The sequence below is a fragment of the Pseudomonas sp. GL_117 genome (genome assembly GCF_057835125.1).
Window position 1 is genome coordinate 5,156,667 of sequence record NZ_CM174418.1, and the last position, 14,816, is coordinate 5,171,482.

Genomic DNA, 14,816 nt, shown 5'->3' on the forward strand with positions numbered 1-14,816 from the left:
TTACTCCTCTGCCCCAGCAGTTGAATGCGAGCCCGTGTCAGAACCTTCAACCGCGGCCACTTCTTTCTTCTCGTGCTTGACCGGCTTGCCTGGCTTCATACCTTCGTACTTGTCGACGATTTTCTGAAACAGGTTCGGCTCGTACGTGGAGTACAGGGCGACTGGGTTGTTCTGGCTTGGTTTGGCCAGGGCGTCGTATTCAGCTTGATCAAGCTGTTTAGGTGCGGCCTTGACTTCGGCTACCCAGGCGTCGAATTCTTCCTGGCTTGTCGAGATCGCTTTGAATTTCATGCCGGTGAAGCCAGCGCCGCTGTAGTTGGCGGAGATGCCTTCCATTTCAGCTTTCTGGTTGGCGATCAGGTGCAGCTTGGTCTGCATGCCTGCCATCGCGTAGATCTGGCCGCCCAGGGCTGGGATGAAGAACGAGTTCATCACGGCGTCGGAGGTGATCTTGAAGTTCAGCGGAGTGTGTTCCGGGAAGCGGATCTGGTTAACAGTGGCGATACCCAGGTCTGGGTAGATGAACAGCCACTTCCAGTCCAGCGCGACGACTTCGATGTTGATCGGCTTGACGTCGGATTCCAGCGGACGGTACGGGTCCAGAGCGTGGGTGGACTTGTAGGTCACATAACCCAGGGCAATGATGATGAGGATCGGGACCAGCCACACCGCGATTTCGATCTTGGTGGAGTGCGACCACTTCGGCGCGTAGGTCGCGCTGGTGTTCGACGCGCGATATTTCCAGGCGAACGCGAAGGTCATGATGATCACAGGGACCACGACCAGCAGCATCAGCAGGGTGGCGGTGATGATCAGGTTTCGTTCATCCAGGCCGACCTGTCCTTTCGGGTCGAGCAAGGTCCACTTGCAGCCTCCCAGCATTAACATCATGCCAAGCAGCGGCAAAAAGCCTAGTAATCGGGGGTACCTGTTTTTACTCATCTCACGACCTCTAAAGCAGCTTGCGCAATGCAGTTGGGTTTTGATCGCCAACACTTCACCCTGCCAAGGGTTGGCATTTCTCTTCGATTGAATAAGAGCCTGCCCATCACGCCATTTAACGGCGCGTTTCGCGGACCTGCGGTGAGTTCTTATTCGATTTCGTGGTTAAAGGCCTTGTTACAGACCAATTCCATTTGGTGCGGATAGTTGAAAGGCTGCCGGAACCTTGGGGTCGCACAGAGCCATCCATCTGCCCCTCGACCGCTCCAGTGCTCAAATATTGAACAGCACCGGACATTCAGTGCGGGCGATTGTAGTTAGCTAGCGATGTATAAACCATGTCTTATAAAGAAATAATTTTTATCGATTACAGCAACAATCCTTCACCAAAACCGCAAAGGTTCGCGATCTTATCGTGTTCGATTCTCAACAAAAACCACAAAAATTGCCGTGTTATTGCACAAAACGTCACAGCCCTTACCCAGTGTAAGGGCACGCTAAACGTACCCAACCCCCCAGAAAACAAGGCATTCGGACATCACTCAAAGGCACGGGCGGCGTGAGCTGCGCCGCCTCGTCCAAACCACGAACTGACAGCACAATTTGCGCGTTTTAGGCAAATTTAACGAGGCAATGAGCGAGTCGGAAATGTCCTGCGGCAGCTTCCGTGTGACAACATGTCGCACGCTGCGCGCACCCGGAATTGTCCCGTGTCACCCTCTGTTCACAAAACCCTACAAACAAAAACGCCCCGGACTTCCCTCAAGGAGGACCGGGGCGTTTCAGTCAACACTCAGGTGCGGCGTTGGCGGTTACGGTAAATACCCAGCGGCACCAGGATCACCGTCAGCACGAACGCCACCAGCGCCCATTGCGCCAGGGACAGGCCCAGTATCGGCGGATACGGCGTGCTGCAGAAACCGTCGACCTGGAAGCCCAGGGGGAACACCTTGGCCAGGGGCAGGTCGTCGACGATCGGTTGCAGCACATCGATGCCGCAACTGACCTGGGGGAAGAACTGGGTGTACACATGATGGCCGGCTGCTGCCACGCCGCCGAGGGCGCTGAGCACCACCAGGCCTTCGAACAGCGTCACCGCGCCTTTGCGGCGCATGGCCGCGCCGAGGAAGGCGAAGACCGCAATCAGCAGCAGCGCATAGCGTTGCAGGATGCACAGCGGGCACGGCGCCTCGCCCAGCACGACCTGCATATAAAGTGCACCACCGATCAGCGCCAGGCAGATGATGCCCAGCAACACCAGAAAGCGCCGCTCCCTGCCTAAACGCAATTCGTCACTCATCTCTGTTTCCCTTTGTCTGGTCATGCCAATGGCCGCAAGTTTACACACAGAGAGAGGTTTAAACAGAAAGGGGTTAACAGGAGATTAATCAGTCGCAATAGCGACCCCATGTGGGAGCAGGCTTGCCCGCTCCCACAATTCGGACAGCGTGTTACTCCAATGCCGCAGCCGGACCGAAGAACTCATACCGGCTTTGTTTCTCTGGAACCCCCAACGCCTTGAGGTGACGCTTGACCGCCGCCATGAAGCCCTTGGGCCCGAGGAAATACGCATCCACATCACGCTGCTCGGGCAACCACGCCGCCAGTTGCGCCTGGCTCAACAAGCCCACCTTGTCTGCCGCCGCGCTCACCCCGTCATCCTCGGCGTAGCAATAGAAGCGCTTGAGTTGCGGGTGCTTGGCCGCCAGGGCATCCACCCAATCGCGGAACGCATGCACCCCGCCATTGCGCGCGCAGTGGATAAAGTGCACCGGGCGCTCGGTCGCCAGCGCGGCTTCGAGCATTGGCAGGGTCGGTGTGATACCCACCCCGCCGCTGATCAGCACCAGCGGTTTATCACTGGCCACCAAGGTGAACTCGCCCGCCGGCGGGAACAGATCGATGGTCGCGCCAACCTGCAGTTGATCATGCAGGTAGTTGGACACCCGCCCACCGGCTTCGCGCTTGACGCTGATGCGGTACTGGCCGGCATCGCTCAGGGCCGACAGGGAATAGTTGCGGCGCACTTCTTCGCCGTCCAGCACCAACTTCATGCCGATGTACTGGCCGGGCGCAGCCGCGAGGATCGGGCCGTTATCCACAGGTGCAAAGTAGAAGGACGTGATCTCGGCGCTTTCTTCCACACGCTTGACCAGCGTGAACGCCCGCGCACCGCGCCAACCGCCTGGGGCCTGGGCTTTTTCAGCGTAGATGGCGCTTTCGGCACCGATCAGAATATCCGCCAGTTGGCCGTAGGCCGCGCCCCAGGCATTCATCACTTCAGGGGTGGCGATCTCGCTGCCCAGCACTTCGGAAATCGCCCGCAGCAGGCAGGCCCCCACGATCGGGTAATGCTCCGGCAGGATCTGCAAGGCCACGTGCTTGTTGATGATCTTCGCCACCAGGTCACCCAGTTGGTCCAACTGGTCAATGTGCCGCGCATACATCAGCACGCCGTTGGCCAGGGCGCGCGGCTGGTCGCCACTGGCTTGGTGAGCCTGGTTGAACAGCGGGCGCACCTCAGGGTACTCGGAGAGCATCATGCGATAGAAATGGGTGATCAGCGCTTCGCCACCGCTTTCCAGCAGGGGCACAGTAGATTTGACGATGGCACGGTCTTGGGCACTAAGCATGGCAGACTCCTGGGTCTTTTTACTGATTGCCTTTACCTACTCAGTATTCGTGCCAACTTATAAATTCTTATATTTCAATAACTTGAACAATATGTAGTCAGTATGACTTCCTACACCTTATAGTCATAAGGACTACAAGGAGTCATTATGACTGCACAATCGCTGCTCACCACCCTGCTGCCCCTGGTCGCCGACCTGTCCCGTGAACTGCCCGAAGGCGAGCGCTACCGCCGCCTGTTGCAAGCCATGCGTGCCCTGCTGCCGTGTGATGCCGCCGCGTTGTTGCGCCTGGACGGTGAATGGCTGGTACCACTGGCGGTGGATGGCTTGAGCCCCGATACCCTCGGGCGGCGCTTCAAGGTCAGTGAACACCCGCGCTTCGCCGTATTGCTCGCCAGCCCCGGCCCGACGCGCTTTGACAGCGACAGCGAATTGCCCGACCCCTACGACGGTCTCGTCGCTGGCATACACGGGCAGCTGGAAGTCCACGACTGCATGGGCTGCCCGCTGTTTGTCGACGACAGGCCATGGGGCCTGCTGACCCTGGACGCCCTCGACACCGAGCGTTTCGAACGGGTCGAACTCGACGCCCTGCAAGCCTTCGCCAGCCTCGCGGCCGCGACCGTCAACGTCGCCGAACGTATCGAACGCCTGACCCTGCGCGCCGAAATCTATCGCGAGGCCAGCGGCCAGCAGCACAAGGAAATGATCGGCCAGAGCAAACCCCACAAGCGCCTGGTGGAAGAGATCAAGCTGGTGGGCGGCAGCGACCTCACCGTTCTGATCACCGGCGAAACCGGGGTGGGCAAGGAGTTGGTGGCCCAGGCGATCCACGCCGCGTCAGCCCGTGCCGACAAACCGCTGATCAGCCTCAACTGCGCCGCCCTGCCGGAAACCCTGGTGGAAAGCGAGCTGTTCGGCCATGTGCGCGGCGCCTTTACCGGCGCGCTGAATGAGCGACGCGGCAAGTTCGAACTGGCCAATGGCGGCACGCTGTTCCTCGATGAAGTCGGCGAACTGTCCCTGAGCGTGCAGGCCAAACTGCTGCGCGTGCTGCAAAGCGGCCAGTTGCAGCGACTGGGCTCGGACAAGGAACATCAGGTCGACGTGCGCCTGATCGCCGCCACCAACCGCGACCTCGCCGAAGAAGTGCGCAACGGCCGCTACCGCGCCGACTTCTACCACCGCCTCAGCGTGTACCCGCTGCAAGTCCCGGCCCTGCGCGAGCGCGGGCGCGATGTGTTGCTGCTGGCGGGTTTCTTCCTGGAGCAGAACCGCTCGCGCATGGGCCTGGGCAGCCTGCGCCTGAGCAGCGATGCCCAGGCGGCGCTGCTGGCCTATAACTGGCCGGGCAATGTGCGAGAGTTGGAACACTTGATCGGCCGCAGCGCGCTCAAAGCCCTGGGCAACTGCCGCGAGCGGCCGAAGATTCTCAGCCTGAGCGCCCAGGACCTGGACTTGCCTGACGTCAGCGCGCCGGCCATCGAAGCCCCAGACGACGCGATCCCCATGGTCACGGGCGACCTGCGCCAGGCCACCGAGCACTTTCAACGCCAGATCATCAGCGCCTGCCTGGAGCGTCACGATCACAATTGGGCCAGTGCGGCCCGTGAGCTGGGGTTGGACCGCGCCAACCTGGGGCGCATGGCCAAGCGCCTCGGTCTCAAATAACCCGGTCAACTCGGTCAAATGTGGGAGCGGGCTTGCTCGCGAAGGCGGAGTGTCAGTCGCTAAATCCGTTGACTGACCCACCGCCTTCGCGAGCAAGCCCGCTCCCACACAAGCCCCCACATCAGATTTGCTGCGCCTTGAGGATGGGGGTAACGGGCTTGGGTTTTCTGAACACCAACACATTCCCCAACATCACCAGCACCAACCCCACCAGCGCCGCCCCGGTCCATTGATAGCCCTCGGCAAACGCCGACACATTCAACGCCACCACCGGGAACAGCACCGTGCAGTACGCCGCCCGCTCCGGCCCCATGCGTCCGACCAGGGTCAGGTACGCGGTAAACCCGATCACCGAGCCCGGGATCACCAGGTACCACAATGCGCCGATATACCGCGCGCTCCAGTCCATCTCGAACGCAATCCCGCGCACCGCGCAATAGGTCGCCAACATCGCCGAACCATACGCCATGCCCCAGGCATTGGTGGTCAGCGGCTTGAGCCCGGCTTTCTGTTGCAGGCTCGACAGCATGTTGCCCGCCGAGAAACACATCGTCCCGAGCAGCGCCAAGCCCAGGCCAAGCAGGGTCTGCGGGCTGGCGGTGTGCCCGACCAGCTCCGGCCAGAACAGAAAGCCCAACCCCAGCAGACCCAGGCCGCCGCCCATCAACACATTGCGCGCCACGCGCTGGCCGAAAAACACCCGGGCGTTCAGCGCGTTCCACAAGGTCGCCGTGGAAAACACCACGGCCACCAGCCCGCTGGGAATCCACTGGCTGGCCGTCAGGAAGCACATGAAGTTCACGCAGAACAGGCACAAGCCCTGGGCCAGGCAGATCAGATGCCCGCGCCGGTTCATCACCTGCAACCGGCGGCTGAGCAGCAACAACGCAAACAGCACCAGCGCCGCGAGACCGAAGCGATAGACGATGGACACCGGGATCGCCACCACGCCCAGCTGCCATTTAAGGGCGATCCAGGTGGTGCCCCAGATCAGCACGGTGAGTAAGTACAGGAAAAGGTTCATGACAGGCTCCATCGATTGAGCCCCAGTGTCGCCCCCGGCCCGAGCAAACCGCTTGCAGATTCTTGCGCTTTTGTCGGGCGGTGGGATCACAGCGTCATCAGCGCGGAGTAGGATGCAAGGCGTCCACAGAGTGCTCGCCATGCCTGATCTGCAATCCCTGCAAGTCTTCCAAGCCCTTAACCGCTCGCCCAACGCACGCCTCGAAGCCTGCGCCGAGCTCGGTGACGGCTTGTCTGCGGCCTTGTGGAGCAACCATCACGATTCCCAGGATTATCAGGCACCGAGCCATCACACCTTGTCCTGCTACGTCGGTGGCGGCACCGGCACGTTTCGCCGCGATCAGCCGGGCACCAAGGGCGGGCCCGACAAGCTGTGCATCCTGCCGGCCGAGCATCAGTCGGCCTGGGTGATCAACGGCGAGATCCGCCTGGCCCACGTGTATTTCAGCCCGGAGCAATTTGCCCTCGGCTGCGTCACCCTGCTCGACCGCGAACCGCGCGCGTTGCAACTGCGCGAAAGCACCTTCCTGGAAGATGCCAACCAGGCCCGGCGCTTCCACCAGTTGATCGCCCTCAACTGGCACGAACCGGCCGAACGCCTGCTGACCAGCAGCCTGGCCCACGAAATGCTCAGCCACACCCTGCTCAGCCAGGTCGGCGCGCGCGATGGGTTGCGCTTGAAAGGCGGGCTGGCGGCGTACCAGCGCAGGCTATTGGTGGACTACATCGATCAGCACCTGGAAGACCCCATCAGCCTCGGGCAACTCGCCGGGCTGTGCGCGCTGTCGGAATACCACTTCGCGCGAATGTTCCGCCAAAGCTTCGGCCTGCCGCCGCACCAATACCTGCTGGCGCGGCGCTTGACCCGCGCCCAGGCACTGCTGCGCAGCAGCGCCCTGCCCCTGGGTGAGATCGCCCTGATGTGCGGTTTTTCCAGCGCCAGCCACTTCACCCACCGCTTCCGCCAGGCCATGGGCGCCACGCCCGGCGAATACCGCCAGGCGTTCAGCGCCTAGACCATCAGGCCCAACGTCTTCGCCTTGGCCACCGCTTGCGTGCGCCGCTCCACGCCAAGCTTGCTGTGGATGCGCCGTGCATGGGTCTTGACCGTGTGCAGGGAGATAAACAAACGGTCGGCGATTTCCAGGTTGGAGCTACCCAGGGCGATCAATTGCAGCACTTCCAGTTCGCGCTGGCTCAGGGGATTGTCCGCCGCACCGGCGGGCGACACCTGCGCTTCAAGCCCCACCTCACTCAACAACCCGGGCGAGCGCAAACGCAGCTCACGAATGGCCTGCTGCACCTGGCAACGTGCGGCCAGCTCCAACCCGGCCTGCAACGACCGCCGCGCCAGGGTCGAGTCGCCGAGTTGCCAGGCCACCTCGCCGAGCACCAGGTGCAGTTCGGTTTCCAGGCACAACATGCCGCGCTGCTGGATAGTCGCCAGCAAGGCGTGCAAGCGCTCCAACGGTTGCTCGGCACAGCCCAGTTTCACTTCGGCCAGCACCAACAGGTATTCCAGGCGCGGTATCAACTCCAACGTCGCCGGCGGAGCCTGCTTGGCCTGTGGCCCGCGGAAGTGACGCAGCACCCGCCGCACCGCTTCGAGCGTCAACTCGGCACGGCCCTGTTGCAACCAGAAGTGCCCACTGACCAACAGCAACACCGCGCGATACACCGAATCCGGCACCTGACGCTGCTGCATCAGCCGCTCGGCCTCGCGCAGTTGCACAAAGGCCTGGGCGTAATCGCCACGGTTGGCCGCCAGCAACGCCAGGCCGAGAAAACCATAGAGCACGCGCTTGTCCTGGCTGTGCAGACACATCTTCAAGCCGGCATCGAAACACTCGGCGGCCAGCGCATCCTGGCCTTGGCGCAAGGCCAGGTGCCCACGGCGCAAGGCGATGCGCCCGACCAGCGGCCCGGCCTTGAGACGCTGCTTGAGCAACATCGCCTGGACATTTTCCAACAGGCTCTGCGCCCGGTACGGCGCGCCGCGCTGTTCCAGCAATTGAGCGTGGTCCAACTCCAGCAACGCCTCCAACACCAATGACCCGTGGGCACGGGCCAGGCACAACGCTTCGCGGCTCAAGGCTTGCGCCACTTCCAGTTCGCCGCGCAGCAAGGCTTGCTGGGTCAGCCCCGACAAGCACATCAGGCGCGAGGTCCAGGCGCTGTCGGGCAAAGCTTGCAGCGCTTCAAGAAAATGTTCGCGGGAACGCTCGGCATCCCCACGCAAATGCAGCAACCAGCCCCATTGCGCCTGCCAGCGCGCCAGCAGATAGCACTGTTGCGCCGCGCTGGGTTGCGGCGCGAAACGCGCCAGTTGATCGATGCACAACGCCGCCTGTTCGAAGCGCCCGGCGAACAACAAGGCCGCCGTGACCAACCCCACCAGTTGCGCCGAGCCGAGCATCAGCTCATCGCCATGCTGCTCGTGCAGGCGCAACAGCAGCACGGCGTTTTGCTGGCGGAACAGGTCCTCGAAACTGAAGTGCTGCAACAGGCTGACCGCGATCTCATATTCCTCCGCCAGCAACGCCTGCTCGAACGCCGCCTGCCAATCCCCCTCGGCGGTGAACCATTGGCAGGCACGCCGATGCCAGGAGCGCTTGGCCGGCCAGGGCTCGTCGCGCAGCAGTTGCGCGAGCGGCGGGAACACCTGCAGCCAGTCGGCGGCATCTTCCCACGGCTGGATAAAGGCGCCGAGGGCCTGCAAGTCGCGCAGGTACTGATCGCCGTCGCCGGCGCCGAACAGGTGCTCGCACAAGCCGGGGTTGAAACGCGGCAGATGGGCAAGCACGCGCCAGGCCTCGGCCAGTTCCGGCGGCAAGCTGCTGAACAGTTCGTGTTGCAGGTAGTCGAGCAGGGTTTTGTCCGGGTGCCCGTCGCCGAGCAGGGCGATCCGCACGCCCGCGCACCAGCCGCCGCTGAACTGCAGGATGCGGTCGACCTCGTGCCCCGGCGCCAGCGCCTGGATGTCTGCAGCGCTGAAGGCCAGTTCGCTGCCGCTGCATTCCAGCAGTTCGTCATCGAGCAACAGGCGCGGCCAGTTGCAGAGGGGCCGGCGGCGAGCGCCCAGCCACCAGGTCAACGCCGGGCTGGCGGCGCTGAGCAGGCGGTCGAGCAGTGCGTCCAGTGCGGGCGCAGGCTGGCGGCAGAAATCATCGAGAAACAGCCACGCCGGGGCCTGCCAGCGACCAAGGTCGAGCAGCAACGTGGCTTCATCGGTAAACGGCAGGCCCAGGTTCAGGGCCAGGCGCTGGCACAACTCCAGCGGGCTGAGGGTGACGCCATTGAGCGGCAGCCAATACACCTGGCAAGCGGCCGGTGCCTGCAACGCGCACTCGGCGAGCAAGGCGCTCTTGCCACTGCCACCGGGGGCGCAGAGCAACCTGACCCGTGCCTGCGCCGCCAGCAAAGGCTCGGCCAGGCGCGGGCGCAGCAGATGGTGGGCGGACAGCCGGGGCATGAATCCAGGACGGTCCAGGCAGCGTGTCATGGCGGTCATTGCTGCATCCTGCTTTTTTATTGTTATGCAACCTGATGCGTACCCTAGTCCTGTGGTTGGCGGTTGTTGAAGAAGTATTCAGCGGGGTGATTGGTGGCCATAAAACCCAAGGTGTACACAAACGAATGTGGGAGCAGGGCTTGTGTGGGAGCGGGCTTGCTCGCGAAGGCGGTGGATCAGTCGAAGCATCTTTGACTGACACACTGCATTCGCGAGCAAGCCCGCTCCCACACAAGCCTGCTCCCACAGTTGGATTGCATTTCACCTCTGAAGTCAGCGTACGCCTTCGGCTCGCAGCGCAGCGGGGGTGTAGTCCGCGGCCTTGGCGTTGAAGCCGAATACGAAGCTGCTCTTCTCCTCGTTCTTCATGCCCAGGGCGATGTAGCGCCCGGCGATGATGTCGTACAGGGTTTCCACGGTGTAGGCCGGGGTCTGGTGGTTGTAGTAGAACTGCGCATGCCCTTCGGCGACACGCCACAGTTGGCCACGACCGTCATAGTGATCCACCAGCGCCACCTGCCAGCTGTCTTCGTCGATGTACATGTGGCGCTTGGCGTAGATGTGCCGCTCGCTGGGCTTGACCGTGCCGACCACTTCCCACACCCGGTGCAGTTCGTAGCGGGTCAGGTCCTGGTTGATGTGGCCGGCCTTGATGATGTCGTCGTACTTGAGTGTCGGCTGGTCCAGCTTGTAGCTGTTATAGGGGATGTACATCTCCTTCTTGCCCACCAGCTTCCAGTCGTAGCGGTCGGGCGCACCGGAGAACATGTCGAAGTTGTCGGAGGTGCGCAGGCCGTCGGACGCGGTGCCCGGCCCGTCATACGCCACTTGCGGGGCACGGCGTACGCGGCGTTGGCCGGCGTTGTAGATCCACGCCAGGCGCGGCTCTTTCACCTGGTCGAGGGTTTCGTGCACCAGCAGCACGTTGCCCGCCAGGCGTGCCGGCGCGGTCACCGACTGCTTGAAGAAGGTCAGCACGTTGGCGGCCTTGGCCGGGTCCATGTCGGGGATCAGTTGCGGCACCGCCACCTCTTCTTCGAAGCGGATCGGCGTGTAGCTGCCATTGGTCTGCGGTGTGGCCTGGGTGATGATGCGGCGCAGGTTGCCGCCGTGGTAGCGGGTGATGTGGTTCCACAGCACTTCCACGCCGTTCTTGGGAATCGGGAACGCGTAGTAGCGGTTGCCGGTGAAGTTCTCCAGGCCGTTGCCGTCGTTGATTGGCTTGACGTTGAGCGCGCTGCGCTTGATCGACTCGTAGATCTCCGGCGGCAGGTTGACCGTGCGGTGGCTCGGGTACACCGGGATCTTGTAGGTCTCGGGGTAGCGCTTGAACATCGCCACCTGGCCTTCGGAGAGTTTGTCCTTGTACTTGTCGACGGTGGCCGCGGTGATCACGAACAGCGGTTTTTCACTGGAGAACGGGTCGGCGAGGAAGCCTTTGCTGTCCACCGCGCCGGCGTTTTTCGGGATGCCGCCGGTCCAGGCCGGGATCGAGCCGTCGGCGTTGCCGGCTTTTTCGGCGCCGATCGGGGTCAGGCTGGTGCCGAGTTTGTCGGCTTCCTGCGGCGATACGGCAGCCATGACATTGGCAGCCAGCAAACTCAGAGCCAATACAGCAAGTGTCTTACGCATGGATTCTTGTCCTTCTTTAAGCCAGATCAGAAGTTCACGCCAAAGCTGAGGGCGAGGAAGTCACGGTCGGTGAGGGTGTTGTAGTCGCCACCAAAAAAGTCGGTGTAGCTCAGGCTGGCGGTGTAGGTGCTGCGGTAGTCCGCATCCACGCCGACGCTGATGGCCTTGGCGCCTTTGTTGAACAGGCCGTTGGGGCCGTAGCCGGCGACGTCGTGGGACCACGACAGGTTGGGCTTGAGGTTCACCCCGAACAGCGCGTTGTTGTAGTCAAGGATCGCCCGGGCGCGGTAGCCCCAGGAGTTGGCCGTGACAAAACCGTCGGTGTCGCCCTGGAAACCGTAGGCGCCGTAGACCGAGTCACGGCCGTAACGCAGCTTGGATTTGTCTTCCAGCCCGGCGACGTGCACGAAGGCCGCCTCGCCCACCAGGGTCAGGCGTTCGGCGCCCAGCACCTGGTCGAAGAACTGGGTCATGGTGCTTTGGATCTGGGTGATTTCCTTGCGGCGGTAGCCTTTGTTGTCGTCGCCGAAGTTGCTGCGGATCGGTGAGGCCGCCTGGCCGGCCACCGGGTTGATCAGGGCCAGGGTCAGGTCGGTGGTGTTGAGTTGCACCGGGGCATTCGGGCGGTAGCTGATTTCGCCGGTCCACGCCGTGCCGGTCGGCAAGGTGGTGGAGAAACTGGCGCCGAACAGACGGATGTCCTCGGGGTAGTCGAGGTAGTACTGGCCACGGCCGAGCATCAGGCTCTGGACCAGGCCCGAGCCAGTGCCGGGCGCGATACCGTTGGCGGCGCCAGCGATGGCGCCGAGCCGGGCCAGCGTGGTGTTGTTGGTGATGGTGCCGACGGTCGGGGTACGGCTGTGATAGTTCATGAAATACAGGCCGTACTCGGTGTCATCCCCCAGCCAGCGCAGGGCCGCACCGAACTGGCCGCCATCACGCGCATCCCGGTCCCGTGCGCGCTGCACGATCACGCCCTCGCGCGTCACTTCAAAACCCTGCCCGAAGGCTGCGGCCACCGGCTGCAACGGCGCAATCGCCGGGTTGCCCACGGTGTAGTTGCCATTACAGCCATGGGCCGCAACGTCGCCACCAAAAAACGTACCGCAGTTATCCAGCACGGTGTTCTGCCAATTCAACTGGTAGAAGCCTTCCACCGTCAGCTGGTTGGTCAGGCTCTGGGAGGCGAACAGCATGTTCACCGGGATCAGCCCTTCCTTGATCTCCGCGCCAGGGCGACGGAAGGCGGAAACGTCGATGGGGTTGATGCTGTTGATGGAGTTGCCGATGAAGGTGCTTTCGCCCCAGCTGACCACCTGCTTGCCCAGGCGCACGTTGCCCGGCTGATCGCCAATCGAATAGTTGTGATAGACGAAGGCATCGAGCAGCTCGTAGCCGGACGAGCGCGCGCCTTCGTCGCGGTGGTGGTTGCTGATCTGTTTGAATTCGCGGTCTTCGTCCTGCAACTCGAAGTCGTACCAGTACTTGCCGCGCACAAACATGCCGCTGTCACCGTACTTGAGTTCCAGGTCGTGCAGGCCCTTGAAGATCTTGGAGAAGGTTTCGCCCTTCTTGAAGTTCAGCCGTCCGTCATCGCCGGTAGACGCCTGCCCGGTGCCGCCATTGACGGTGCCCACCAGTTTCTTATCGGCATCGCGCATGCCCCAGCTCGCGCCGACCGACAGCGAGGAGTCGAATTGCCCTTCGATCTCGCCAATGTTGAACGAAACAGCCTGCGCCTGCGCACAGCAACCCAGTGCAACCGCAGCGGCCAGCGCCTGTGGCGTGAAGATGGCGCGCATTGTTGTTTTTGTCATGCGTCTTCCCCGGTGAGTGACAGAAGGCCCCACCCTACTGCCGCGCAACAGGAGCGATAAGCGCACCAAGGAGGGATTCGTGTTGTCGCTCGAAAGGATTAGCGGCCGCCCAGGCCGCGGGTTTGGAGGCAGGTATGGATCGAATGGATGGCGGCTTATCAGGCCAATGGATAGCGCCCCGGCAACTGTTGCGGTATCGGTAACAGTCCTTGTCCTGAAGCGCTATTACTCATTCTGTTACAACCGACTATTCTTACCGGGCTTGCAGGGCACAACGCCCGCTTCCGCTACCGGGAGAAAAGCCAGATTCAATGGGATTGATGCCTTTTATCAATCTGTTACCGGTGTTCACTGACGTGGATTTGTAGCTCCTTGATCCAACGTCTTACTTCGGCCGCTGCCTATGCAGCGGCCTTTTTTATGCGCGCAATAAAACGGGGCGCCCTTGGCGCCCCGCACGATTCACTGCTGTTGGAGCAATGATCAGAGGCTGTACTTCTGCAAGTTGGCCATCATCTCCTTCAGCGCCTCGATATTGTCCTTGGGGTGGGCGGCGCCCTCGAAGTCGCAGATCTGCTGCCAGTGCGCGGCGACGTCATCCGGGGAAAAACCGGCTTCAGGATCGAACCCCACGCCAAGGCTGCGCTCCCAGCGGGTCTTGCCGATCCAGCCGCCGCCCACTTCAAACAGGCCGGACGTTTCCTCGCACGCGGCACTGCCCAGGTACACCACCAGCGGGCTGACCAACTCCGGCTTGAGCCGCTCGAACACCTGCGGCGGAATCAGGCCTTCGGTCATGCGTGTGCCGCCGGTGGGCGCGATGGCGTTGACCAGGATGTTGTTCTTGCGCCCTTCCAGCGCCAGGGTGCGGGTCAAGCCATACAGGCCGAGCTTGGCCATGCCGTAGTTGGACTGGCCGAAGTTGCCGTAGATGCCCGAGGTGGACGCGGTGAAGATCACCCGTCCATACCCTTGCTCACGCATATGCGGCCAGGCAGCGCGGGTGACTTTGTAGGCGCCTTCGACATGCACCCGGTAAACCAGGTCCCAGTCGCTGTCGTCCATTTTGTGGAAGGTCTTGTCGCGCAGGATGCCGGCGTTGTTGACCACCACATCGATGCGGCCAAACACCTCCAGCGCGTGCTGCACGATCTTGTCACCGTCGGTGACAGAGTCGTGGTTGGCTTCGGCAATACCGCCAGCGGCGCGGATTTCGGCGACCACGCGGTCGGCCGCCGAGGCGTTGGCACCTTCGCCCTGGGTCGAGCCGCCCAGGTCGTTGACCAGCACCTTGGCCCCGTGGCGGGCGAACAGCAGCGCATGGGCCCGGCCCAACCCGCCGCCGGCTCCGGTGACGATCACGACCTTATCCTGGAACTGCACTGACTCACTCATACCGAACTCCGCTGGCGACAATGGGAATGGCATGAGTGTCAGGCACCCGGCCTCTGGTCACAATAAAGTCGGCCAGGGCTGAATGGTGCGCGATAAGGCTGGGGGATGATGGCCGGGGCGCCGTGGACGTCAGCTTGTGTGGGAGCGGGCTTGCTCGCGAAGGCGGTGTTTCAGTCGACACCTATTTCTCCG

General features: G+C 62.4%; 10 protein-coding genes. 2 read left to right on the forward strand and 8 right to left on the reverse strand.

Annotated elements, in window-relative coordinates; genetic code table 11:
* The 3 genes from cyoA to hmpA form a co-directional block, all read right to left on the reverse strand.
* Entirely contained in the window at nt 1-942 is a 942-nt protein-coding gene (gene cyoA / locus AC3ISR_RS23530) for a ubiquinol oxidase subunit II (protein WP_192300581.1), read from the reverse strand.
* Between the two features lie 793 nt (nt 943-1,735).
* Nucleotides 1,736-2,242 (reverse strand): disulfide bond formation protein B, encoded by a 507-nt coding sequence (locus tag AC3ISR_RS23535; protein WP_192300582.1) that lies wholly within the window; start codon nt 2,240-2,242, stop codon nt 1,736-1,738.
* 151 nt (nt 2,243-2,393) lie between these two features.
* Nucleotides 2,394-3,575 carry an NO-inducible flavohemoprotein gene (hmpA, locus tag AC3ISR_RS23540; protein WP_463984439.1) on the reverse strand — a complete coding sequence of 394 codons (1,182 nt, stop codon included), beginning with the start codon at nt 3,573-3,575 and terminating at the stop codon, nt 2,394-2,396.
* Nucleotides 3,576-3,722: 147 nt separating this feature from the next.
* Here hmpA and norR point away from each other — a divergent pair, with 147 nt between their 5' ends.
* Nucleotides 3,723-5,246, forward strand: a complete 1,524-nt coding sequence (gene norR, locus AC3ISR_RS23545; RefSeq protein ID WP_192300584.1) for a nitric oxide reductase transcriptional regulator NorR — start codon at nt 3,723-3,725, stop codon at nt 5,244-5,246.
* A 121-nt stretch (nt 5,247-5,367) separates the two neighbouring features.
* Here the strand turns inward: norR and AC3ISR_RS23550 are convergent, their stop codons facing one another.
* Entirely contained in the window at nt 5,368-6,270 is a 903-nt protein-coding gene (locus tag AC3ISR_RS23550) for a DMT family transporter (protein WP_192300585.1), read from the reverse strand.
* Between the two features lie 139 nt (nt 6,271-6,409).
* Here AC3ISR_RS23550 and AC3ISR_RS23555 point away from each other — a divergent pair, with 139 nt between their 5' ends.
* Nucleotides 6,410-7,285 (forward strand): helix-turn-helix domain-containing protein, encoded by an 876-nt coding sequence (locus AC3ISR_RS23555; protein ID WP_463984440.1) that lies wholly within the window; start codon nt 6,410-6,412, stop codon nt 7,283-7,285.
* Here the strand turns inward: AC3ISR_RS23555 and AC3ISR_RS23560 are convergent.
* From AC3ISR_RS23560 to AC3ISR_RS23575, 4 genes are all read right to left on the reverse strand, one after another.
* On the reverse strand, nt 7,282-9,780 hold the full coding sequence (locus AC3ISR_RS23560) for a LuxR C-terminal-related transcriptional regulator (RefSeq protein ID WP_463984441.1): 2,499 nt from the start codon (nt 9,778-9,780) through the stop codon (nt 7,282-7,284). The two genes, AC3ISR_RS23555 and AC3ISR_RS23560, sit on opposite strands and share 4 nt — an antisense overlap.
* Nucleotides 9,781-10,053: 273 nt before the next feature.
* The gene (locus tag AC3ISR_RS23565) at nt 10,054-11,412 is read right to left on the reverse strand and encodes a DUF1329 domain-containing protein (RefSeq protein ID WP_192300588.1); all 1,359 of its coding nucleotides are present in this window, start codon (nt 11,410-11,412) and stop codon (nt 10,054-10,056) included.
* 26 nt (nt 11,413-11,438) lie between these two features.
* Entirely contained in the window at nt 11,439-13,229 is a 1,791-nt protein-coding gene (locus tag AC3ISR_RS23570; RefSeq protein ID WP_192300589.1) for a DUF1302 domain-containing protein, read from the reverse strand.
* A gap of 483 nt (nt 13,230-13,712) precedes the next feature.
* Nucleotides 13,713-14,624: an SDR family oxidoreductase gene (locus AC3ISR_RS23575; RefSeq protein ID WP_463984442.1), complete on the reverse strand. Its 912-nt coding sequence runs from the start codon at nt 14,622-14,624 to the stop codon at nt 13,713-13,715.
* Nucleotides 14,625-14,816: the final 192 nt, after the last annotated feature.

Excerpts from the sequence above, each read along its gene's own strand:
- cyoA (WP_192300581.1), bottom strand. The coding sequence starts at position 942 with ATGAGTAAAAACAGGTACCCCCGATTACTAGGCTTTTTGCCGCTGCTT.
- AC3ISR_RS23535 (WP_192300582.1), bottom strand. The coding sequence starts at position 2,242 with ATGAGTGACGAATTGCGTTTAGGCAGGGAGCGGCGCTTTCTGGTGTTG.
- hmpA (WP_463984439.1), bottom strand. The coding sequence starts at position 3,575 with ATGCTTAGTGCCCAAGACCGTGCCATCGTCAAATCTACTGTGCCCCTG.
- norR (WP_192300584.1), top strand. The coding sequence starts at position 3,723 with ATGACTGCACAATCGCTGCTCACCACCCTGCTGCCCCTGGTCGCCGAC.
- AC3ISR_RS23550 (WP_192300585.1), bottom strand. The coding sequence starts at position 6,270 with ATGAACCTTTTCCTGTACTTACTCACCGTGCTGATCTGGGGCACCACC.
- AC3ISR_RS23555 (WP_463984440.1), top strand. The coding sequence starts at position 6,410 with ATGCCTGATCTGCAATCCCTGCAAGTCTTCCAAGCCCTTAACCGCTCG.
- AC3ISR_RS23560 (WP_463984441.1), bottom strand. The coding sequence starts at position 9,780 with ATGACCGCCATGACACGCTGCCTGGACCGTCCTGGATTCATGCCCCGG.
- AC3ISR_RS23565 (WP_192300588.1), bottom strand. The coding sequence starts at position 11,412 with ATGCGTAAGACACTTGCTGTATTGGCTCTGAGTTTGCTGGCTGCCAAT.
- AC3ISR_RS23570 (WP_192300589.1), bottom strand. The coding sequence starts at position 13,229 with ATGACAAAAACAACAATGCGCGCCATCTTCACGCCACAGGCGCTGGCC.
- AC3ISR_RS23575 (WP_463984442.1), bottom strand. The coding sequence starts at position 14,624 with ATGAGTGAGTCAGTGCAGTTCCAGGATAAGGTCGTGATCGTCACCGGA.